Source organism: Haloferax chudinovii (genome assembly GCF_042663345.1).
In the GTDB taxonomy this organism is placed as follows: Archaea; Halobacteriota; Halobacteria; order Halobacteriales; family Haloferacaceae; genus Haloferax; species Haloferax chudinovii.
Genome location: NZ_JBHTAB010000008.1, coordinates 140,984 through 160,444, shown reverse-complemented (window position 1 = coordinate 160,444; position 19,461 = coordinate 140,984). Strand labels below are relative to the sequence as shown.

General features: G+C 56.4%; 18 protein-coding genes, 1 tRNA gene and 3 pseudogenes. 9 read left to right on the top strand and 13 right to left on the bottom strand.

Annotated features, from left to right (window positions below):
* Positions 1 to 28: 28 nt before the first annotated feature.
* On the bottom strand, positions 29 to 1,147 hold the full coding sequence (locus ACFQI8_RS14625) for a hypothetical protein (RefSeq protein ID WP_390246022.1): 1,119 nt from the start codon (positions 1,145 to 1,147) through the stop codon (positions 29 to 31).
* 169 nt (positions 1,148 to 1,316) lie between these two features.
* Between ACFQI8_RS14625 and ACFQI8_RS14620 the strand changes: the two genes are divergently transcribed.
* On the top strand, positions 1,317 to 1,451 hold the full coding sequence (locus ACFQI8_RS14620; protein ID WP_390246020.1) for a hypothetical protein: 135 nt from the start codon (positions 1,317 to 1,319) through the stop codon (positions 1,449 to 1,451).
* Between the two features lie 15 nt (positions 1,452 to 1,466).
* On the opposite strand, the pseudogene ACFQI8_RS19535 reads toward ACFQI8_RS14620, so the two are convergent.
* The 4 genes and pseudogenes from ACFQI8_RS19535 to ACFQI8_RS14605 form a co-directional block, all read right to left on the bottom strand.
* Positions 1,467 to 1,787, bottom strand: a pseudogene (locus ACFQI8_RS19535) (hypothetical protein); the annotation flags it as partial.
* 40 nt (positions 1,788 to 1,827) lie between these two features.
* Positions 1,828 to 1,902: transfer RNA gene (locus ACFQI8_RS14615), tRNA-Glu, on the bottom strand.
* 401 nt (positions 1,903 to 2,303) lie between these two features.
* On the bottom strand, positions 2,304 to 3,308 hold the full coding sequence (gene cydB / locus ACFQI8_RS14610) for a cytochrome d ubiquinol oxidase subunit II (RefSeq protein ID WP_390246018.1): 1,005 nt from the start codon (positions 3,306 to 3,308) through the stop codon (positions 2,304 to 2,306).
* On the bottom strand, positions 3,301 to 4,725 hold the full coding sequence (locus tag ACFQI8_RS14605) for a cytochrome ubiquinol oxidase subunit I (protein ID WP_390246016.1): 1,425 nt from the start codon (positions 4,723 to 4,725) through the stop codon (positions 3,301 to 3,303). Before ACFQI8_RS14605 ends, cydB begins: the two co-directional genes overlap by 8 nt.
* A gap of 187 nt (positions 4,726 to 4,912) precedes the next feature.
* On the opposite strand from ACFQI8_RS14605, the gene ACFQI8_RS14600 reads away from it, so the two are divergent.
* The 4 genes and pseudogenes from ACFQI8_RS14600 to ACFQI8_RS14585 all read left to right on the top strand — a co-directional run.
* On the top strand, positions 4,913 to 5,164 hold the full coding sequence (locus tag ACFQI8_RS14600; RefSeq protein ID WP_390246014.1) for a hypothetical protein: 252 nt from the start codon (positions 4,913 to 4,915) through the stop codon (positions 5,162 to 5,164).
* Complete coding sequence (locus tag ACFQI8_RS14595) at positions 5,124 to 5,501, top strand: plastocyanin/azurin family copper-binding protein (protein ID WP_390246057.1); 378 nt, start codon at positions 5,124 to 5,126, stop codon at positions 5,499 to 5,501. The genes ACFQI8_RS14600 and ACFQI8_RS14595 overlap by 41 nt, the downstream gene beginning before the upstream one ends.
* Positions 5,502 to 5,560: 59 nt before the next feature.
* Positions 5,561 to 6,955: an arylsulfotransferase family protein gene (locus tag ACFQI8_RS14590; protein ID WP_390246012.1), complete on the top strand. Its 1,395-nt coding sequence runs from the start codon at positions 5,561 to 5,563 to the stop codon at positions 6,953 to 6,955.
* A gap of 179 nt (positions 6,956 to 7,134) precedes the next feature.
* Positions 7,135 to 7,403: pseudogene (locus tag ACFQI8_RS14585) on the top strand (zinc ribbon domain-containing protein); the annotation flags it as partial.
* 15 nt (positions 7,404 to 7,418) lie between these two features.
* On the opposite strand, the gene ACFQI8_RS14580 reads toward ACFQI8_RS14585, so the two are convergent.
* Positions 7,419 to 8,066 carry a CPBP family intramembrane glutamic endopeptidase gene (locus ACFQI8_RS14580; protein ID WP_390246010.1) on the bottom strand — a complete coding sequence of 216 codons (648 nt, stop codon included), beginning with the start codon at positions 8,064 to 8,066 and terminating at the stop codon, positions 7,419 to 7,421.
* A gap of 410 nt (positions 8,067 to 8,476) precedes the next feature.
* Here ACFQI8_RS14580 and ACFQI8_RS14575 point away from each other — a divergent pair, with 410 nt between their 5' ends.
* From ACFQI8_RS14575 to ACFQI8_RS14565, 3 genes are all read left to right on the top strand, one after another.
* Complete coding sequence (locus tag ACFQI8_RS14575; protein WP_390246008.1) at positions 8,477 to 9,439, top strand: transcription initiation factor IIB; 963 nt, start codon at positions 8,477 to 8,479, stop codon at positions 9,437 to 9,439.
* Between the two features lie 450 nt (positions 9,440 to 9,889).
* Positions 9,890 to 10,267 (top strand): helix-turn-helix domain-containing protein, encoded by a 378-nt coding sequence (locus ACFQI8_RS14570; RefSeq protein ID WP_390246006.1) that lies wholly within the window; start codon positions 9,890 to 9,892, stop codon positions 10,265 to 10,267.
* Entirely contained in the window at positions 10,264 to 10,542 is a 279-nt protein-coding gene (locus tag ACFQI8_RS14565; protein WP_390246004.1) for a DUF7521 family protein, read from the top strand. The genes ACFQI8_RS14570 and ACFQI8_RS14565 overlap by 4 nt, the downstream gene beginning before the upstream one ends.
* A 337-nt stretch (positions 10,543 to 10,879) precedes the next feature.
* On the opposite strand, the gene ACFQI8_RS14560 is transcribed toward ACFQI8_RS14565, so the two are convergent.
* From ACFQI8_RS14560 to ACFQI8_RS14550, 3 genes are read right to left on the bottom strand one after another with little or no spacing between them, the layout of a single operon-like run.
* The gene (locus ACFQI8_RS14560) at positions 10,880 to 11,815 is read right to left on the bottom strand and encodes a cation diffusion facilitator family transporter (protein ID WP_390246002.1); all 936 of its coding nucleotides are present in this window, start codon (positions 11,813 to 11,815) and stop codon (positions 10,880 to 10,882) included.
* Between the two features lie 21 nt (positions 11,816 to 11,836).
* Entirely contained in the window at positions 11,837 to 12,274 is a 438-nt protein-coding gene (locus tag ACFQI8_RS14555; protein ID WP_390246000.1) for a hypothetical protein, read from the bottom strand.
* A 1-nt stretch (position 12,275) separates the two neighbouring features.
* A complete protein-coding gene (locus tag ACFQI8_RS14550) occupies positions 12,276 to 14,963 on the bottom strand; it encodes a heavy metal translocating P-type ATPase (RefSeq protein WP_390245998.1) in 2,688 nt (895 codons plus the stop codon).
* A gap of 487 nt (positions 14,964 to 15,450) precedes the next feature.
* On the opposite strand from ACFQI8_RS14550, the gene ACFQI8_RS14545 reads away from it, so the two are divergent.
* Entirely contained in the window at positions 15,451 to 16,719 is a 1,269-nt protein-coding gene (locus ACFQI8_RS14545; RefSeq protein ID WP_390245996.1) for an RNA-guided endonuclease InsQ/TnpB family protein, read from the top strand.
* Positions 16,720 to 16,915: 196 nt separating this feature from the next.
* Here ACFQI8_RS14545 and ACFQI8_RS14540 read toward each other — a convergent pair whose 3' ends face one another.
* From ACFQI8_RS14540 to ACFQI8_RS14530, 4 genes and pseudogenes are all read right to left on the bottom strand, one after another.
* On the bottom strand, positions 16,916 to 17,119 hold the full coding sequence (locus tag ACFQI8_RS14540; RefSeq protein WP_390245994.1) for a hypothetical protein: 204 nt from the start codon (positions 17,117 to 17,119) through the stop codon (positions 16,916 to 16,918).
* 152 nt (positions 17,120 to 17,271) lie between these two features.
* Positions 17,272 to 18,563: pseudogene (locus ACFQI8_RS14535) on the bottom strand (RNA-guided endonuclease InsQ/TnpB family protein).
* A gap of 106 nt (positions 18,564 to 18,669) precedes the next feature.
* A complete protein-coding gene (locus tag ACFQI8_RS19530) occupies positions 18,670 to 18,861 on the bottom strand; it encodes a DUF7333 family protein (protein ID WP_465261723.1) in 192 nt (63 codons plus the stop codon).
* 18 nt (positions 18,862 to 18,879) lie between these two features.
* Positions 18,880 to 19,284 (bottom strand): DUF7541 family protein, encoded by a 405-nt coding sequence (locus tag ACFQI8_RS14530; RefSeq protein ID WP_390246055.1) that lies wholly within the window; start codon positions 19,282 to 19,284, stop codon positions 18,880 to 18,882.
* Positions 19,285 to 19,461: the final 177 nt, after the last annotated feature.

Here is a 19,461-nt window from a genome sequence, read left to right as displayed (position 1 = left end):
CTATCACGTTTTCACGGAGGAGATGACTTCAGTCGGCCGGGATGATAGACGACGATTGCTCGGGCTGTCGAGCAGCTTGGACCGAGTAGATTAGGCTCCCAGTGAAGAGGAGGAAGCTCACAACGATGAATACTGCACTGAGTGGCGAAGCCGAATCAACGAATACCCAGTAGAGGGGTGCAGCAATCGATGGTCCGGCAGCAAGCACCGCTATCTTCGCAACGAGTGGCCCACAGCACCCACAGGTACACGTCCCGACGATTGCAGCACTCCCGGCGGTCCCTTCGGTCATACCGGCTCGTTCCTCAACGCGCCAGTGACGGGCAATGAGAGCAGCGTTCAACCCGATGAGAGCGCTCAGCATCCCGACGACGATGACCTGGCCAGGTGACAGGGCCAGGAAGAACGGGATATGTACGAACGGGAGATGCGGAATCGCGATTTCGAGCGTCGGCCACGATACCAGCTGATAGATTGCGGGCAGAACGACGACCGTCACCTCCTCGGGGAAGCCTTCTTCGGGGAAAAACGAGAGGTAGCCCGTCACGGTAACAAAAAAGAGTGCTAACACGACACCGACGCCGATGCCGAAGCGACGCGCAACCGGATCACGCATGACTGCGCGAATGACACTCCCAGCATCCTTCCAGATGACATAGCCGATCAGGATTGGCGTGCCAAGGACGATAGCGTACCCGAGTGGATGCGTATCGCTTGCCAGACCTGGAAGGAGGTAGGGGTACGAGATCCACAATCCCATGAGAATGCCGAGGAACGTGTACCGTGGTCGCGATGGCCAGCGAAGCCACCCAACGACGAAGCTCGCGACCATGATGCCCAAGCCACTCAGCAGCGCCAGTGGCTGATACCACGCACGGGGAAACGGCATCGAGCTCGCGGTATATGTCGGATCCGGCGAGAGTCCTTCGAAGAGAACAGCTCCGAGTGCAGTGATTGCGATCCCGACGAATACACCGTAAAGAGCGGTTGTCGGCGTGACTCGATCGAACCGTTTGAGGAGGACGAATCCGCCGAGGATAACGGCACCGACGAGAGCAAGAATGAAACCGTGTCCTTGCGAGAGTCCACCGCTTCCGGTTGTCCCGTGGGCGGACGCAACGGGAACCTGAGTGAGCGTAACAATCACTGCGAGAAGTACAGAGAGTGGCCGAATAGATCCGATTCGAGAGGTCTGTCCACGGGGGGTTTCCTCCCGAGGTGGACGCTCTTCCGGAGACATTATTCAGTCTTGGACAGGGAGCCACTTCTACCTGACTGATTCACCTCTCTATCCTGGATTTGACTGTCGTTGGATCATGCTGGGTGTGGAAATATCCTCCTCCGAACGTATGACCGGCACGGTGAATTCACTCGCCGTCCAGAAACACGAGGAACTGTATATGCTTGAGGAACCAGACTGGAAGAACGGCCCCAACCCCTACAGCGAGTAGGAGATTATTCGACACTGTCCACACGATTTGCCCGAGGACGGTGCCAATAATCAAGACGCCGTTGTATGCGATCGCATTCACCGCTAAATCGCCTCTCGACTCAGGCCGGGGCCACTTGATGAGACTGAGCTTGACCGCTGATGTCCGGCCGGAAGCTATTGCGACAAGCAGTCCGAGTAAGCCGGATACAAACCATCCGAGTACAGCCGGTGGCCAGCTATATACGACCGTGGCGGCGGCAAGAACAAACAGACACGGGCTAGTGAGTGTACCGATCTCTACGGAGACATAGCGGGTCAAAATGTGTTCCCCGGTTTCTTGTTGTGAGGTGGCCATCTGTGACAGTTATGAGTAGAGCAGTGGAACGGATCAGGGATGCTCCGTCGAGGAGTTGAACCCCGGTCCTCGACGAGAGATGCCGAGATGATTGGCCGGGCTACACTAACGGAGCATCTTGAACTCGCTGGTCACTCCTGTTAGGCCTGACCACTTCATCAAACGGTTCGACATACTCAGACGACTACGTGGTATCTGCATTACAGATCACCCATTCACCCATTGTTTGATGAACTCGTTCACGTTGTAAAAGAGAATTCCAACCGAGACGAGGGTTGTGACAAAATATATAATCAATCCTGGCGGGCCACCAATCGATGTGCCAATTGCACCTCCACCGAATCCGACAACTGTGAGTTCGACCCACGTCACTACGATACGAGACAGCAATCGGGGTTCCGAATTGGACTGTGTTGATGGCATCGTCTCAGGTCACCACATTCACGAACTGATGTTGATTTCTCATTGGACTCTATCTCCACAACTCAACGACACGATGTTGCCTGATTGTGCGTTTCATCCGTATGCTTCCTCAGTATCGACGGGACCACTGAACGCTGAATAGAGCACGGCGAAGTAGCCGAGCACGATTGGAAGCAGAACACTCGCCATGATCGACATGAGATTGAGCGGAAGCGTCGAGATGATCGCCTCTCGGATGGTGAGTCCTGCGGTCCGATCGACGAAGGGAAACAGAAGGATCGCAACGAGCCCTACGAGTCCGAAGACGAGTGCGGCTGTCGCCGCGAACGCGGCGTAATACCGACGTCTGCGGAGCGCGACGACGTAGATACCCGTCAGGGTAGCAGTGAGAACCACAAGTGCGACGATGAGTGGTGATCGGAATGAGGAGCGCAGCCCTGGTTCAGTCACGTATATCGCTCCAAGAGTGATGATCGCTCCACCAAGATAGCCCCCGGCAGCTCGGACACCGTAGTTCCGCATCTCGTCTCGCAGCGCGCCACGGGTTTTCAGCCCGAGGAACGCCGCCCCGTCGACGATCGTGAGGACGAGGACTGTGAGACCACCGAGGACCCCCACTGGGGTGATGAGGCCGGTCGCTCCGGTCAGCCAGTTCATGACGAACAGCCCCAGCAGAAACGGCGTACCGGTACTCCCGATGACGAACGAGTAGCCCCAGAGTGTCCGCCACCGGTCGTCTTCACGTTCTTCGTACATTTCTGGGGCGAGTCCTCGGAGCCCGAGTGCGGCCAAAATCGCGAACATCAACAGATAGTACCGACTAAAGAGATTCGCGTACACGGACGGAAATGCCGCGAATAGCGCTCCACCGAATACGACGAGCCAGACCTCGTTCCCGTCCCAGAACGGCCCGACAGCCGCTAACAGCTGTTCTTTTTCGTGATCATCGTTACGGGTCGCAAATAGGACGCCCACGCCGAAGTCGAAGCCGTCGAGAAAGAGGAACATCCCGAAGATGAAAAACAGCAGCGCGAACCAGAGCTCGGCAAGTGGTAATCCGAATAGCGGCTTCGTGGCCAGCGATTCCACGTTAGTCACCGGACGTCACCTCCGATTCTGAGATGCGGGCAGAATTGCTCTGCCTGAGCTCGTCTTTCGATGGCGGCCCCGCTCGAATAATACGACTAACGACGTATGTGTAGAGACCCAGTAACAGGATGTACCCGGTGACGAATCCGAGGAGTGTGAACGTTGCTTCGGCGCCTGTGAGATTTGGAGAGACGCCGGCACTCGTCTTCATTACCCCCTGAATGACCCACGGTTGTCGCCCGACCTCGGTGACGATCCAGCCCACCTCCACGGCGAGGAACCCCAAGAGAGACGAGGCCATCAACGCCTTGTGTAACAGATCGTCCTCGAAGAGTTCGCCGCGCCACCATCGATAGACACCCCAGACGGCCAGCAGGATGAACCAGAAGCCGAGCGCGACCATGATTCGGAACGCCCAGAAGACGATCGCCACTGGTGGGGCTTTCGTCGAGAAGGATTCGAGTCCACGTATCGTTGCCTGTGGGTTTCCGCCACTCGCGAGCCAAGATGCTCCACCCGGGATTCCGATACCGAAGAGCTCCTTCGTCCGTGGGTTCAGCAGGTCGTTGACGTCCGTCGGGAACGCGACGATATACTCGGGAACGTAGGAGTCGGTTTCCCAGACGGCTTCCATCGCGGCGAATTTCTGGGGTTGAGTTTCAGAGACGTGGCGGGCATACTCATCGCCCTGAATCACCTGCAGTGGGGCCGTGATGAGCAGGACGACGAGCGCGATTTTGAGCGTCTTCTCCCAGACATCGATGTGTTCAATCGGGTAGCCCCAGACGTGGTGCCGGAACACGTAGTAGGCAGCAACGCCGGCCATGAAGAGCGCGACCGACTCGACAGCCGCGTTCTGCATATGGATGAACATATAGGAGAACCTCGGATTGAGGTAGGCTGCGAGCGGGTCGGTAAGCTTCACAATTCGCTGGCCGTTCTCGACGACGATTTCGAACCCACGCGGTGTCTGCATCCACGAGTTCGCGATGAGGATCCAGACGGCCGAGAGCCACGTACCGAGCCCGACGGCAATACTCGACAAGAAGTAGAGCCGGTCTGAGACCCGGTCGCGGCCGAAGACGAAGATGCCGAGGAACGTGGCTTCGAGCATGAACGCCATCATCCCTTCGAGGGCGAGCGGTCCGCCGAACAGCTCCCCGGCGGTCGTCGAGAACGCGGCGAAGTTCGTTCCGAATTCGAATTCGAGGACGAGCCCGGTCACTGTGCCAACGACGAAGCTGACCGCAAAGATGCGGGTCCAGAACCGGCGCAGTTGTTCGTACACTGGCTGTTTGGTGCGAATCTCTTTCCATGTGAAATAGATGAGAAACGGTGCAAGTCCCATACTCATCACTGGGAAGATAATGTGAACGATTGTGGTGAGCGCAAACTGGAGTCGGCTCGCAAGAACGGGATCAACCACCGGTCTCACCTCGACAGATGTCGATAGTGGTCTGAACGATGATTCGCAGATTGGGTGAAAAATGGCCCGTCCTCGGATAGAATGCCATCACCCCAACTTTGCGACTGCGGTACGTCAAACGAAGGCGGTGTCCTATGTATTGGGAATCCGCCCTCGGCCCTTATACCGGGGGGTTTGATATGTGGGTATGGAGCGTCGACAGGTCCTAAAGACAGCTGGAATTCTCGCAACAGGCGGCGTGACCAGTCTCGCAGGATGTAGTAGTTCAGGAAACGGTGATGGTAGCGGTGAGCCGACTACGACCGAGACAGAGGAGACAACTGGCGATTCGGGAGAGGAGACAACCGACGGCTCGGGGGGGTCGAATACGGTCATGATGGTCACCGAGGGTAGCGAGTATTATTTCGATCCGATCGGTCTTTTTCGTCGAATCTGGTGATACCGTCACGTTTGAAATCCAGAGTGGGAGCCACTCGGCGACCGCTTACAAAGAAGGAACGAGCACAGCCTCGGTAAATCGGATTCCCGAGGGAGCAGAACCGTTCAATAGCGAAATTCTAAGCGAACAAGGCGCGACCTACGAACACACGTTCGAAACCACGGGGACGTACGATTACTTCTGTATCCCGCATAAGACCCTGGGGATGGTCGGTCGGATCGTTGTCGGCGAACCCGGCGGTCCCGCGGAGGGGAGTATGCCGCCGGACGGAGACGTTCCTGAAAGCCAGACTATCGTCGACCAAGGCAGCGTCTCGTACAGTGAGTTCACGGAATAATACTGCCTCGAATTCTTAGCATCCGTATAACCAACTAGAATCTGTTCAGAGATTCTACCGTGACAACCAAGGCCTATCTCCGTGTGTTTTTCGTCATCATTATCGGTTTATCTAGTATTGGCCTAGCCTACGGATACACAGTTGGGGCAACCAACGATACCTTCGAGAGCCACCTCACGAACCAAGGGGTTGCGAACCCACAGCAACAGGCCGCCGAACCTCGCGGCAACATCACGGTTATCGCGACCGATTCGAATTCGTGGCGAGGCGAGGCGAGTAGTGGGCCTCGTGCCCGAGCGGAACTCGTCGCGTTCAACCCGGACGGAAGCATCCTCTACTACAACGACTCACACACGCGGTATTGGGATGTCGATCCGGTACCTGAAACGAGAACCACCGTTGAGTATATGTTCGCGGACCACCTCGAGCCGTCGGCATGTCCGGACACCAGTAACTTCGCCCAGCGCCGAGTTGACGAGGGGGTCTGGAACGAATACGAGGCTGCTCGCTCGACCAACGCCTGTACGCGCAACGGATATGAGCGAGTCAACTTGACGACCGGCGAGGTGACGCGCGTCTGGAGCGAAACCACTCCTGGGAAAGAAGCAACACGCTACCATGATGCCGACCGGCTCAACGAGACACACTTGGCTGTCGCGGATATCTACCTCGACCGGGTATTCGTCGTGAACACCACCTCCGGCCAGACCGAGTGGACGTGGAACGCCAGCAACGGGTTTGTCCGGGATACGGGTGGTCCGTACCCCGAGGACTGGACGCACATCAACGACATCGAGGTACTCGAGGATGGCCGACTCATGGTGAGCGCCCGTAACCAGGACCGGGTCGTGTTCCTCAACCGGAGTGGACTCATCGACGAGTGGACGCTCGGTGCGGAGGACGACTACAGTATCCTCTACGAACAGCACAACCCGGACTACATCCCTGAAGCCAACGGCGGCCCCGCGGTCCTGGTCGGGGATTCGGAAAACAACCGCGTCGTCGAGTACCAACGGACGGAAGACAGGTGGGAACAGTCGTGGGTGTGGCGAGACGCGCGGATGCAGTGGCCACGGGACGCCGACCGACTTCCAAATGGTCACACCTTGGTAACAGATTCGAACGGGAATCGTGTATTCGAAGTTGACAAACAAGGAGAGGTTGTCTGGAGCGTCAATATCGCCTTCCCATACGAGGCGGAACGTCTCGGGACTGGAGACGAGAGTGCAGGTGGCCCAAGTGCGACGCAAGCAAGTCTTGACTCACGGACGGGCAGTTTGAGTGACCGTGTCCTGACTTTCGGTAAACAACTCATCCCCGGGAAGTACTTGAATGGACTTATGTACATCACACCGGTCTGGATGGGATTCGTAGAAGTGTTTGAACTCATGATGCTCCTCGGTACTGGCCTCCTCTGGGGTGGAGTTGAGGTAGTCTGGAGACGCCAGGGCTGATACTCAGGTGTCTCCCTCGGTCACAGTGAGAAGGCGAACGTTCATGTCCTCAATGAGGCATTCCGAGTGGTGGCTACGCGGAGTCGCCGGCGTACTCCATAAGCGGGTTGAAGATATCCGTATCCATGACGGACCGATAGACTACGCCGATTCGTAGCCTTCGGAACCAACTCGGTAGGACGACCAAGGAGTACGCCGCGTGTGGCACTTCGGTGGAGAAGCCGTTGTGGGCCCGCAAACATTCCTGTCCGTCTTGTGGATTCGAAGCGGACAGAGATGCGAACGCGACTTGGAACATCCTTTCTTGCGGTTTCGATGAAGTAGGAGTGGGACACTCCTGATCAAAGCCTGTGGAGACTGCGCTCCCTGTGGGCACGCCCGTATCTGCAAAGCGTGTCGTGGAAGCAGAAGCCCTACCCTCAAGGAACGAACGGCGTCAGCCGTTACGAGTAGGGTGGGTAGTTCACAGTCCGCCCGTCGCCGTCAGATAGGCTCCTGCAAACTGCACCGCGTTATACGTCCCGTGAATCACAGCCGGTACTGCGAGATTGTCCGTGTACTCATATGCTGCACCCAGTACTAGGGCCAAGACAAATGCGATACCGATGTACACCAGTTTGCCGTCCCCTGACAACGAGAAGAGATGGATCGACGCAAACAGAGCACTTGCCAGAATAATTGCACGGGCTGGATGGAGATTTTCACGTAGGGTGCCTTGGACGAGTCCCCGAAACAACAGTTCTTCTCCTGGACCGACCAGCAGGAATTGGAGGGGGATCAGAACAAGGAATACACTCGGGTTTTGCTGTCCGACCTCGGCGATCTGGTTCTGGGCCGAATTCAGACCAAGGGCCGTGATTACAGAGGACGCCACAAAGAGCAGGCCCAAGAGCGCAATACACCCCCCGACAATCACTGCCCCATCACGTTTGTCAGGTAGACGAACTGGAACGAATCCGAATCCGAGATCACGGCCTTTGAGGTAGAGGACGGCAATGCCGCCAAACGCCACCCCTTGGAGGAAGAACGTGCTCAAAATCACCCTGAGGGCTGGACGCGACGCGAGGTCGACTCCGAACAGCCTGATGACCGCCGCGACAGCAAAGATCACGATACCCCCCGCGGCGTATGGTCCGTACGTGAGACCAATAGCCGAGGCGACAGATTGGAAGCGAGATGTCGACGACATTAATCAGACGTGGTTGTAGGGCTCTACCCTACAAGTTGGCTTCGATAGGTCGATTCCGGCGCTATTCATTCCAAGATATCTCCCGGTAGTGATTTTGTTCATGGCTGACGTTCAGGTTCGACGAGGTACGATCCAGCGAGGACTGTAAGCTTGAAAAATGTAATTTGGATAGGGACTCCAACTCACGGTGTGCCGAGTTGATGTCTCGGAGACAAAGCGTTAGGCCGGATTCCCAGTGAGTGGGACTCCGCCAACTATTCATTGAGGAGCCGTCCCACGGCACTATTAAGATGGCCCATGGTTTGTAGGGAAAACCTCTATACGCCGATAGTATGATGGCTCAAGAACATACCCAGGAACGATCAATAGATGAACGCGACTGTGAGGTGAAGTCTGCTAACGACAACATATGTCCCGAGTGTCAGGGACATATTATCCTGAACAGCGATAGACATGAAGCAACCTGCGAAAGCTGTGGGTTGGTTTTTGAAGACGACCCCATCGACCACGGCCCGGAATGGCGTGCATTCACGTCGGATGAACGCGATGAAAAGAGTCGGGTCGGTGCTCCGACGACGCAGCTGATGCACGACAAGGGGCTGAGTACGACTATCGGCTGGCAGGACAAGGACGCCTACGGACAGGCCATATCCGGTCGCAAACGTGCTCAATTACAGCGCCTTCGGACGTGGGACGAGCGGTTCCGGACGAAAGATGCTCACGAGCGGAATCTCAAGCAAGCGCTTGGAGAGGTCAGCCGCATGGCGTCCGCTCTCGGGCTTCCGGAATCGGTACGGGAAACAGCCGGTGTTCTGTATAGGCGTGCTGTGGAGAAGAGTCTGCTACCTGGTCGATCGATCGAGGGAATGTCAACGGCGTCGTTGTATGCAGCTGCCCGACAGCACGGAATACCCCGGCCGCTGACTGAGTTCGCCGACGTGAGCCGTGTCGAAAAAATTCGGATTCAGCGAGCATACCGATATCTGTCCCGTGAACTCGGTTTAGAAATCGAGCCGGAAAATCCCACTCAATATATTCCACAATTTGCGTCGTCGCTTGATGTGAGCGACGAAGCAGAACGGCGTTCTCGGGAACTTCTTGAGGTGGCAACAAATAATGCTGTCCACAGTGGGAAGAGTCCGGCAGGAATGGCGGCCGCCGCTCTGTATGCTGCGACTCATCTCACGAACGAACAGCTCACACAGGAGACGGTGAGTGAGGTGGCCCACGTCAGTCAAGTAACGATTCGAAACCGATATCAGGAACTTCTCGAGGTGTACGCGGAGCATGACTGACCGGGCGGCCTCTGCGGACGGAGTACAGCTACTAATTCACCTATGACCCGACTTCAACTATGAGCAAGTACTCGATACAGACCGAGATGGATGTATTAGAAACGCTTGCTGATCGGTCACCTCTTCATGTGATGGAAATCGCTAACGCGGTCGATGGGCATCCGATCACTGTTGACCAGACCTGTGCCCACCTCAATAGTGACGAGTGTATCCGTCCATTTGGCCGAGGCCTCTACGAAATCACTGAAGAGGGAGAACAACGGCTCGAAACTCAACGTCGGCCATAATACCCCGCTACCAGTGTCACTATGTTAATGCTCGTCTTGCGGTTTTTTCGACTGCGCGTTCGTTATGATCTAAGTGTTGTACTCTGCCTTGAATTTGTACTGTCGAGAGAACTCTCGAAGGACAATCGGACATCATATCCCGACGAACACGTATAATCAAATAATGGGAGACAATTCAGTGTCGTCCGAGGACACACCGGCGTTACAGGACGTCCTTGATGCACTGGATGATCCCGAGTGCCGGGCCATTCTCAGCAAAACCGTTGAACCCATGACAGCGAACGAACTCATTGACGCCTGTGACATCCCTAAGTCGACGATGTATCGCAAATTAGAACTGCTTAGTTGCGCGTCTCTCGTGCAAGAGCGGGATACGATCAACCCGGGTGGGGGACGAGTCACCCACTACGAACGGTCGTTCGATGACGTAATGATCTCTATGGACGACACAGGCGAGTTTTCCGTGAGTGTCGAACGACCACCGCAGTCTACTGATAAACGACTTGCAGACATTTGGTCGATGATGGGAGACGAGGTATGAACGGAGTCATAACCGCGATTGCGGTGGTTAAGTTCGCCATCCTACTTCTCGGGGGTGGAATTACCTACATCGCGTTCAAAGCCTATCGTCGAACGGGTGAGAAATCGCTCCGGCTTTTGGGTATCGGATTCGGTGTCATTACACTCGGCGCACTACTGACAGGCGTGGCTAATCAATTCTTTTCCGTCTCGCTAGCACACGGTGTACTCATTAACAGCGTATTCGTCGCGCTTGGCCTTGCAGTTATTATGTACTCTCTCCGCATCCAGAAATGACACAGGGTTCGGGTTTCGTTATATTTGATGCTTGCCGTGGTAGCTACCTGACTCTTCTGGGAGTGCTTCTTCTTTTAATAACACTCCTCCCTCGGTAGGGTTGACCGTAGTCGAAATTAATCAATTCCCCGTACCTTTCTCGACCACGTCCTTGAAGTATTCCAACTCGACGAGAGTGTGTTCGTAGGCTTCCCGTTCGATGTCCCCATAGAGAGCCAGCACCCTTTCAGCGACTTTCCCCAGTACTGTCGGTGGCACGCGGGCCCAAACGCAATGAGGTTCTCGTTCGTCTCGTCCAACACCTTGAACATTTGATCGGGTGCTGTGTGGGACATCGTTAGTGGGAGTGATTCGTCGTACCGACAGAGTCAGTTTCGGTGTCGGTATGTCCGACGAGCTCAACGGTCGCGTGATCGATCCCTCGATCCGTGAGATGGTCGTGGACCCGCGACCGGGTCGCCCGTTGCTCTTCGAGTGTGGCCGCCGTGTCTGTCAGCCGGACGGTCGCAACGGTGAGCTGACTACAGATCTGCCAGACGTGAAGATCCTCAATCTGGTCGACGCCGTCGAGTGCAGTCAATTCCTCTCGGAGTTCTCCGGACGACACCGGGCTCCGTTCAAGCAGGATAGAGGTGCTTTCTCGGAGGACGTTGCCAGCCGATGCCAGCACCAGCAGTCCGATGAGTACTGCTGCGACCGGGTCTGCGATAGGGAGGTCGAAAATTGCGACGGCAGCGGTCGAGACGATTACCGCAACAGAGCCACCGGCGTCACCGAGCAAGTGGTAGAACGCGCCCCGTTCGTTGAGGCTCATTTCGTCACCCTGCAACACGTACACGGAACCGACGTTGACCAGGAGACCACCCGTCGCGATGATTAACGTGAGTACCGGATCGATTGCGACCGGGTCGAGGAATCGCTGATAGGACTCCCAGAGGATGTACCCGACCATCGGCAACAGTAGCACGCCGTTTAGAAATGCGGCGACCGGCTCCAGTCGGTGCAGTCCGTAGGGCCACGACTCGCCGCCTTCGAAGCGTTCGGCGGTGTAGCTCGCACCGAACGCCATCGCGTACGCGAGCATATCGAACAGCATGTGGAGCGCGTCGCTGATGAGCGCCACCGACCCGAACAGGAGCCCACCAGCCAGCTCGACCACGAATCCGAGGAAATTGACGACCGCGACGAGCGCAAGTCGGCGCGTACTGCCACCTGTTTCAGACGGAGGTTCGTGCTCTGCCGGATCCTCTTGTGTATGTTCGTAGAGGGTCATGAGTTCACATTAGAGGGGGTGCTATTTCGAATCTGAGGACTCTGGGTGTTCCTGGGTAGACTCCTGTGCGCTGTCTTCGGTCGCCAACGTCGAATCCAGTGCCGAGGATTCAGCACTATCCAGTGGTTCAGACTCACTCTCGCGTTCCTCAGGTGCTGTTTCGGACTGCTCCGATTCCTCGGTGAGCGATGTATCCTGGGCGGAGGGTCCAACGAGGTCAAGCGGACGAAACCAGATGAACCAAACGACAAAAATGGTTGTGCCATAGCCAACGATCCACACGAGGTCAGCTACGGTAGAGAGGTTCGCCTGTTCGAGGGTGGATACTAGTAAACCGGGACCGATGAGCCCAACGAGCACAAGGAGGACGGCAAACTGTGGAGACGAGAGCCCGAACGGGTATCTTTGCTGATCTGACTCCGTATGGGATGTTGCGTTTCCCTCGTTCTCTGCACCCATCTTACCCCTCCAAAGCGTTAGTTTCGGTATCTGTACCCGGCGTGATACGAGAGAGGCGCATCGCGTTCCCGGTGACACCGAGCGTCATCCCCGCGTCCCCGACGAGAACAGCTGCCCAGATAGGCACAAGGCCAAAGGGAACGCCCACTGCGAGGAGCCCCTTGGCGCCGAGGCTCGTCCAGATGTTCTGCCGAATCACGCTGTTTGCGTCGTGAGAGAGTTCATATAGATACGGCAGCTTCGAGAGGTCGTCGCTCATGAGCGCGATATCTGCCGTTTCAAGCGCGGTATCCGTTCCGGCCGCGCCCATCGCGACGCCCACGGTCGCCGTCGCGAGGGCTGGCGCATCGTTGACGCCGTCGCCGATCATCGCAACCCCGTCGTACTGTTCGTCGAGTTTCTTGATTGCCTCGACCTTCTCATCAGGCAGGAGTTCCGCCCGGAACTCGTCGACACCAACTTCGTCGGCGATCGCTCGTGCGGTCCGTTCGTTGTCTCCAGTGAGCATGATGATGTGCTCGACACCGAGGTCGTGGAGTCGCTGGATCGACTGCTTCGCTGCGGGCCGTATCTCATCGGCCACGGCGATTACGCCCTCGAGTTCGTCCTCGGTGCCAACGAGCACGACGGTCTTGCCCTGTGACTGGAGTTCGGGGACAGTCTCCTCGAGGAGGTCGAGACAGCCATTGCGCTCGCACATTTGACGGCTCTTCGTGGTGACGACACCGCCATCGGTCGTGGCGTGGACGTGCGCGAGGTCGAAGCCCAGTTCTTTGAAGAGACCAGGCTTGCCCGCGTAGTGCTTATCGCCGTCGAGGTCGGCCTCGACGCCCTTTCCGGTGATACTCTCGAAGTCGTCGACTGTTGGTGTCCCGATGTCGCTCTCCTCGGCAAATTCGACGATCGCTTCACCGATGGGATGTTCCGACCGCGATTCCAGCCCTCGGGCACATCGGAGGACGTCCCCCTCGCTGTTGCCATTGAGCGGGACGATGTCCGTGACCGTCAACTCGCCTTTCGTGATCGTCCCGGTCTTGTCCATCGCGATCGCTTCGACCGCGCCCATCGCTTCGAGGTGGTTCCCGCCTTTGATGAGGACACCGTTCTTTGCGGCACTGGTGATCCCCGAGACGACCGAGACGGGCGTCGAGATGACGAACGCGCACGGACACGCAAGCACGAGCAGAGTAAGCCCGTAGACGATGAACGTTGGCCACGACGCGCCGAATAGGAGGGGCGGGATAACCGCCACCAAGATCGCGAAGCCGACGACGACCGGCGTGTAGTACGAGGAGAACCGCTCGACGAACTGCTCGCGTTCGGTTTTGTTCGCCTGGGCGTCTTCGACCATCTGGACGATACGGGACAGCGTGTTGTCGCCCGCCTCAGAGGTAACCTCGACCTCGAGATACCCCTGTTCGTTAATCGTGCCGGCGTATACCTCGTCCCCCGGCGTCTTGTCGACGGGTACACTCTCGCCGGTAATGGGGGCCTGGTTGACGGCACTTTCACCATCGAGCACGTCTCCGTCCATCGGGATCTTTTCACCTGGACGCACGACGACGATGTCACCGGTATCCACGTCGTCGACGGGAACCGTCACCTCTTCGCCGTCCCGTTTCACCGTCGCTTCGTCCGGAGACAGATCCATCAACTCTCTAAGGGAGTTGCGTGCGCGGTCCATCGAATAGCGTTCGAGGAGTTCAGCAATACTAAACAGGAACGCGAGCGTGGCGGCCTCGAAGTAGAGCGACTCGCCGAAGACGAGGCTGGCGATGATGGCACCGCTGATGGCGATGCTCATCAACAAGTCGATGTCGAGGTTACGGTTTAGCGCAGAGTAGTAGCCATTACGGAAGATTACCTGGCCAGCGGTTCCAACGGCGACGAGGAAGAGGACATCTGCGATGAGTAGCTCGCGGCCGACGATTTCAGCCACGAGGATGTTCTGGCCGGTGGCGAAGAACTCAAAGAGGAGTCCAAGCGCGACGAATCCACCGCTAATCCACGTTTTGATCGCCCGCGAGCTGGTCCAGATACTCTCGCGGTCGTCAGTGGAATCGCTTTCAGTGCCCGTGTCGGTCGCGGTCGAGTCGGTCACATCGTAGCCAGCGCCCTCAATCGCACTGACGATATCAGATGGTGAGAGCGACGTCCCATCGTACGTGACGAGTACTTTCCCAGTCGTCGGCTGGGTATCGTAGCTCGAAATGTCGGCGAGAGCATCGAGGGCGTTCTCTATTTTTCCAGCACAGGAGGGACAGTCCATCTCGGGGACTGAGAACGCCGCGGTCCTTTTTCCTTGGTCCTCAACCGTGTATCCGGCTTTTTCGACACGCTCGGCAATCGTATCTGGCGTCGTTTTCCCCCTGTCGTAGGACACAGAGAGGGTTCCTGTCGTCACTTGCGGATCGACGCTATCGATTCCATCCAGCTTTTCGACGCTGTTTTCGACCTTTCCTGCACAGGATGGACAGTCCATCTCCGGGACGGAGAACTGTGCAACGTCTCCCTCGTCTATCGATGGGACAACGTCATCCTCTTTTTGTCCTGTGTGCTGAACGTGTTCGTGATCATCGTGATTGTGATCATGTGTATGACCATGGTCGTGAGAATCCTCTTCGTGGTCGTGGGTGTGATCCGGTGGTTCGCCACTTCCGTCGTGGGATTCCTCGTCAGGTGAGGTCATTACATTCCGCTATCCACTACAGACTTATTAAATCGGCTGCTATCAGACGGCATTGTAATGGCAACAGTTAATAAAACCATGAGATTAAATTATTATTCTTGGCATTGGTTCGGTCTATTCCCGGACCTACGTCCGGGTTACTCGATACTCAACGTGTTTTAATCCCGAGGAGGAACGTAAGGATTCCAAACAGGATGAAACCGACGCTTACCATCATCAACGTACTGGTACTCATCGGGCCATCCTTGTCTCCCCAATTCTGGTGGCGAGTAGGAGGTACGAACGCGACCTTTCTTGTTATAACGAATTTTATTGAAGAAAAGCACCGTCGCTTATCGAAGTTACAAGGCTAAAACCCCGCCCTTCAGCGCGGGATACAGCCGACAATCCCTACACAACCCACCGTCGATGGCACTACCGGATATTCCCCACCCCAGTCGTTGCTTTTAATACTCAATTTCTCATAAGTGCTTATGAACACAGTCCAATGCTGGAAACCACCCGTACATATCGAGCAAAAATCGTCAATCATCAACAGGTGAGTGACGACCTCGATGACTGCGGACACTCAGCATCCAAACTGTGGAACGTCGCCCGCTACCACATCCAACAAGAATGGGATGATACCGACGAGATCCCGTCCGAAGCCGACCTCAAGCGCGAATTGAAAGACCACGAACGATATAGTGACCTCCATTCTCAGTCAAGTCAGCGCGTTCTCGAAGAACTCGCTGAGTCGTTCAACGGTTGGTTCAAAAAACGCAAGAACGGCGACACAGACGCAAATCCGCCCGGCTACCGAAAGCGAGGCGACAACCACCCACGCTCCACCGTGACGTGGAAACAGAACGGAATCAAGCACGACTCCAAGCACAACCAACTCCGTCTGAGCAAAGGGTTCAACCTGAAGAACCACCGCTCTGATTTCATCCTCGCAGAGTACGAAACGCGACCGGACGTGACCGTGGAGAACATCCAGCAGGTTCGAGCCGTGTGGAACGACGACTGTTGGGAACTTCACCTCGTCTGCAAGGTCGAAATCCCCGTCGAGGACGTACCCGGCGACAACACTGCTGGAATTGACCTCGGCATTAAGAACTACCTCGCTATCGCCTACGACGACGGTGATGCGGAGTTGTATCCGGGGAACGTGTTGAAACAGGACAAGCACTACTTCACCCGCGACGAGTATGACACGGAGGGCGAGAACGGCCCGTCAGGCCGTGCCTTTCGTGCCCGACAGAAGTTGTCTCGGCGCAAAGACCACTTCCTACACGCCCTCGCCAAGCACATCGTTGAGCAGTGTATCGACCACGAGGTCGGTCGCATCGCCATCGGTGACTTGAGCAAGATTCGTGAGGACGAGAACGGTGACTCTCGGAACTGGGGCAAGCGTGGGAACAAGAAACTCCACGGGTGGGAGTTCGACCGCTTCACGACGCTATTGGAGTACAAAGCAGAGGAACACGGTATCCTCGTTGACCGCATTTCAGAGCGAGATACGTCGAAGACGTGTTCGTGCTGTGGGCGGAAGCGTGATGCGAACCGTGTGGAGCGTGGCTTGTACGTCTGTGAATCGTGCGGGGCGACGATGAATGCAGACGTGAATGGTGCAGTCAACATTCGAAGAAAGATAACTCAGAGTCCTCCGACGGAGGATATGAGTAACGGTCGTTTGGCACGGCCAGCAGTTTACCTGTTCAATCAAACTTCGGGGCGTTTCGCACCGAGCGAACAGGTGGGTTGCAAACCCTAATATCCCAACGCTCGGGAATCCTCGCCCTTTAGGGCGGGGAGGATGTCAAAATGAGTAAGGAGAATACCCATGCCTTTAGGAGCGGAATGAATCCGACACTCTGTCCGACAACCTACCGACGACACTCTAGCTGGATATTCCTTCCTCTCAGTCGAAAATCTGCTACTGATTCATCGTCGTGCTGCTTGGTGGTTGACTAGTGTGTGCCGAAATCAGCGTCCTTCATCACCATCCCAACGAGAGTGATGGTGAGGATGATGATAGCCCCAAGAGAACCATTAACAATCAAACTCGACGTCGGCGATCCTGCCGGGTCTGGGTTCAATACATACGGGATGTACATCATTAACAGCAAGAGTAGCATTGCCACGACTATTGCGTTGCCAAGTACCTTGTTCATACGCTGAGAGATTGTTCCGTGGGGTATAATTCAACCGAATCATGCCAGCCAGTTCGGTTCCCATTTGACCTAGTAAACTACCCCACCCTACTCCCTCAGTGCATACGCGCCTCGGTCCTTGAGGGTGGGGCTTTGATGTGGACTCCCGGCAATCAGTCGCCAGCGACAGGCCGGTAACTCTTGCCGTTCAACGTCCCACCATTTATACGCAGGTCTACTTCTGCGTCTCCGTTCCCCGACTTGGGCGACGAACGGAGTCTGTGTGTCCGCTTTCGGGCGTAGCGTATCCCAATGTTCTTCGCGGCGTTGTAGTCTGCGTTCACTTCGTACCCACACTTCTGGCACTCAAAGTGTTCTCCGTAGCGGTTGTTCGGATGCGTGAACCCACAGTTCGTTCGAGAACACCGTTGGGACGTGTGGTTCGGCTCAACCTGCTCCACGGAGACACCCTGTTCTGGGGCCTTGTAGGAGACGTACTCGTAGAGGCGTCGGAACGCCCAAACGTGGTGCCACTTTGCGTGGGGAAGCCGCTCTCGAATGTCGGTTAAGTCCTCGAACGCGATTACGTTACAGTCGTGTTCGACGGCTTCCGCGACAAGCTCGTTGGCGACGGTGTGGATGTACTGTTTCCGCCATGCGTCTTCGCGCTTCCCGAGTCGAAGTAAGGTGTTGTGCGCGGCTTGAGTGCCGCGTTGTTGCATCTCTCCTCGTCGTTTCTCGAGCTCGCGGCACCAGTGGTCGTAGTCGTCTCCCTGCCAGTACGTGCCGGTGGAGGAAACGGCGAGTGAGTTGACGCCGAGGTCGATACCGAGGACCGTTTGGTCGGGGTGCCCGGTATCTGTCGGAACCTCTGCGTCGACGTCCCCAGAACGCTCTGCGTTCTGGTGTGCGGACGAGACGTTCGTCTCGTCAACGCCGTCAATCCGCCGGGTTGAGATGTTGAGGTAGAACTCATCTGTCGCCGCGTCGTACCGGAGTGTACTCTCGCGGAACTCGTAGTCCTCGGAGAGGACGTACCGCTCGTAGGGCGTCGGGCTGTCTGCCGGGAGAACGAACGAGGGTTCGACCCGGCCCTCAACAGTTGTCAGCGACACCTTGTTGCGGTAGAAGGTCGCACTCCGCGTGTCGTAACCCATCGTTTCGGCGGTGAACGTGGGACAAGAGACGCGCTGTCCCTTCTTCCAGCGTTCGACACTACCTTTGACGGCTTCGACGGCCCGTTTGATGGCGGCTTGGACGAGTTGTGCCTGTAGGTCTGTCTCCCCTCGAAGATCGGAGTACAGCGCGTCACGAACCTGCCGTTTGTTGATCTTGCACTCGGTGTACGAAGTACCGGACCAACAGTAGTCGGGGTTCGGTGGAGGGCGTCGCGTTGCTCGTCGGAAATGGTGAGTTTCACGACGGCAGTTCGACCGGTCGCAGTACGTCGGTTGTGTCGTACCATGTCGGTTTCCTCTCCGGCCTACTCGCTTCCTTCGCTACACTTCGGTCGCTCCTTGAGGAAGGGGGCTTAGCGCCCTCTCTTTCAGCTAAACAAGGCTTATGATGCATTATCGGTCGTGACTTGCCCGATATTCTCCGTGTTTGATGCCAAGGGCGAGCGACAGGACACCGAAGACGACGAGGCTGATGCTCACCATCGCAACGGTACTCGTACTCATCGGACTCATTGCCGTACCGCCGACAAGAACGGCGAGCAGGATGATGAATGCGACCGCGGTTGTTGTCGTTTTAAATTCCATTTGTATCAGGTAGTGGAGTCAATCGGATGTCGTGTCTGTCTTTTTAATCGTCGCCATCGAATCTCGAACACGTGTCCGAATGAATCCCACCCAGAGCAGTGCACCGAGGAGGCTGAGGACGCCTGCGATGGCAATCGACTGTCCGCGAACCGTCGTCCCGGTCTGATTCTGAAGTACCAACGTAATCCCAATGCCGACTAGTGCGACTCCTTGCACCCCAGCCGCACGCGCAGGTCGAGAGACGTACCCTGCTTCAGTCAGGATGCCGGCAACCGACCCGACGAACAGCAGCAGTCCCGCGACGGATACTGGACGAAGTCCGAGGACAACACCAACCTCAGAGAGTGCTAAGCCGAGGGCAACGAAGAGCGGCCACGGGCTCGCTCCGGTGTAGGTTGAATTGGTGTCGGACTCGTCACTCATTGTCGGGTAGTAACGGGAGTTCACTTGCTTCTCTGAGTCCTCTCTTCTGATTACGTCCATTCCGAGACGCCATCGGCCGTCTCCAGGGGACACCCGCTGCAGACATCCGTTGGCACACTCCTGGCGATTGGATGTGGGCGTGGTGACTCTCAAATTGAGTGGCCATTACCGAAGCTA

Coding starts and splice junctions, on each gene's coding strand:
- ACFQI8_RS14620 (WP_390246020.1), top strand. CDS start 1,317: ATGCTGGGTGTGGAAATATCCTCCTCCGAACGTATGACCGGCACGGTG.
- ACFQI8_RS14600 (WP_390246014.1), top strand. CDS start 4,913: ATGGAGCGTCGACAGGTCCTAAAGACAGCTGGAATTCTCGCAACAGGC.
- ACFQI8_RS14575 (WP_390246008.1), top strand. CDS start 8,477: ATGATGGCTCAAGAACATACCCAGGAACGATCAATAGATGAACGCGAC.
- ACFQI8_RS14570 (WP_390246006.1), top strand. CDS start 9,890: ATGGGAGACAATTCAGTGTCGTCCGAGGACACACCGGCGTTACAGGAC.
- ACFQI8_RS14565 (WP_390246004.1), top strand. CDS start 10,264: ATGAACGGAGTCATAACCGCGATTGCGGTGGTTAAGTTCGCCATCCTA.
- ACFQI8_RS14560 (WP_390246002.1), bottom strand. CDS start 11,815: ATGACCCTCTACGAACATACACAAGAGGATCCGGCAGAGCACGAACCT.
- ACFQI8_RS14555 (WP_390246000.1), bottom strand. CDS start 12,274: ATGGGTGCAGAGAACGAGGGAAACGCAACATCCCATACGGAGTCAGAT.
- ACFQI8_RS14550 (WP_390245998.1), bottom strand. CDS start 14,963: ATGACCTCACCTGACGAGGAATCCCACGACGGAAGTGGCGAACCACCG.
- ACFQI8_RS14545 (WP_390245996.1), top strand. CDS start 15,451: ATGCTGGAAACCACCCGTACATATCGAGCAAAAATCGTCAATCATCAA.
- ACFQI8_RS14540 (WP_390245994.1), bottom strand. CDS start 17,119: ATGAACAAGGTACTTGGCAACGCAATAGTCGTGGCAATGCTACTCTTG.
- ACFQI8_RS19530 (WP_465261723.1), bottom strand. CDS start 18,861: ATGGAATTTAAAACGACAACAACCGCGGTCGCATTCATCATCCTGCTC.
- ACFQI8_RS14530 (WP_390246055.1), bottom strand. CDS start 19,284: ATGAGTGACGAGTCCGACACCAATTCAACCTACACCGGAGCGAGCCCG.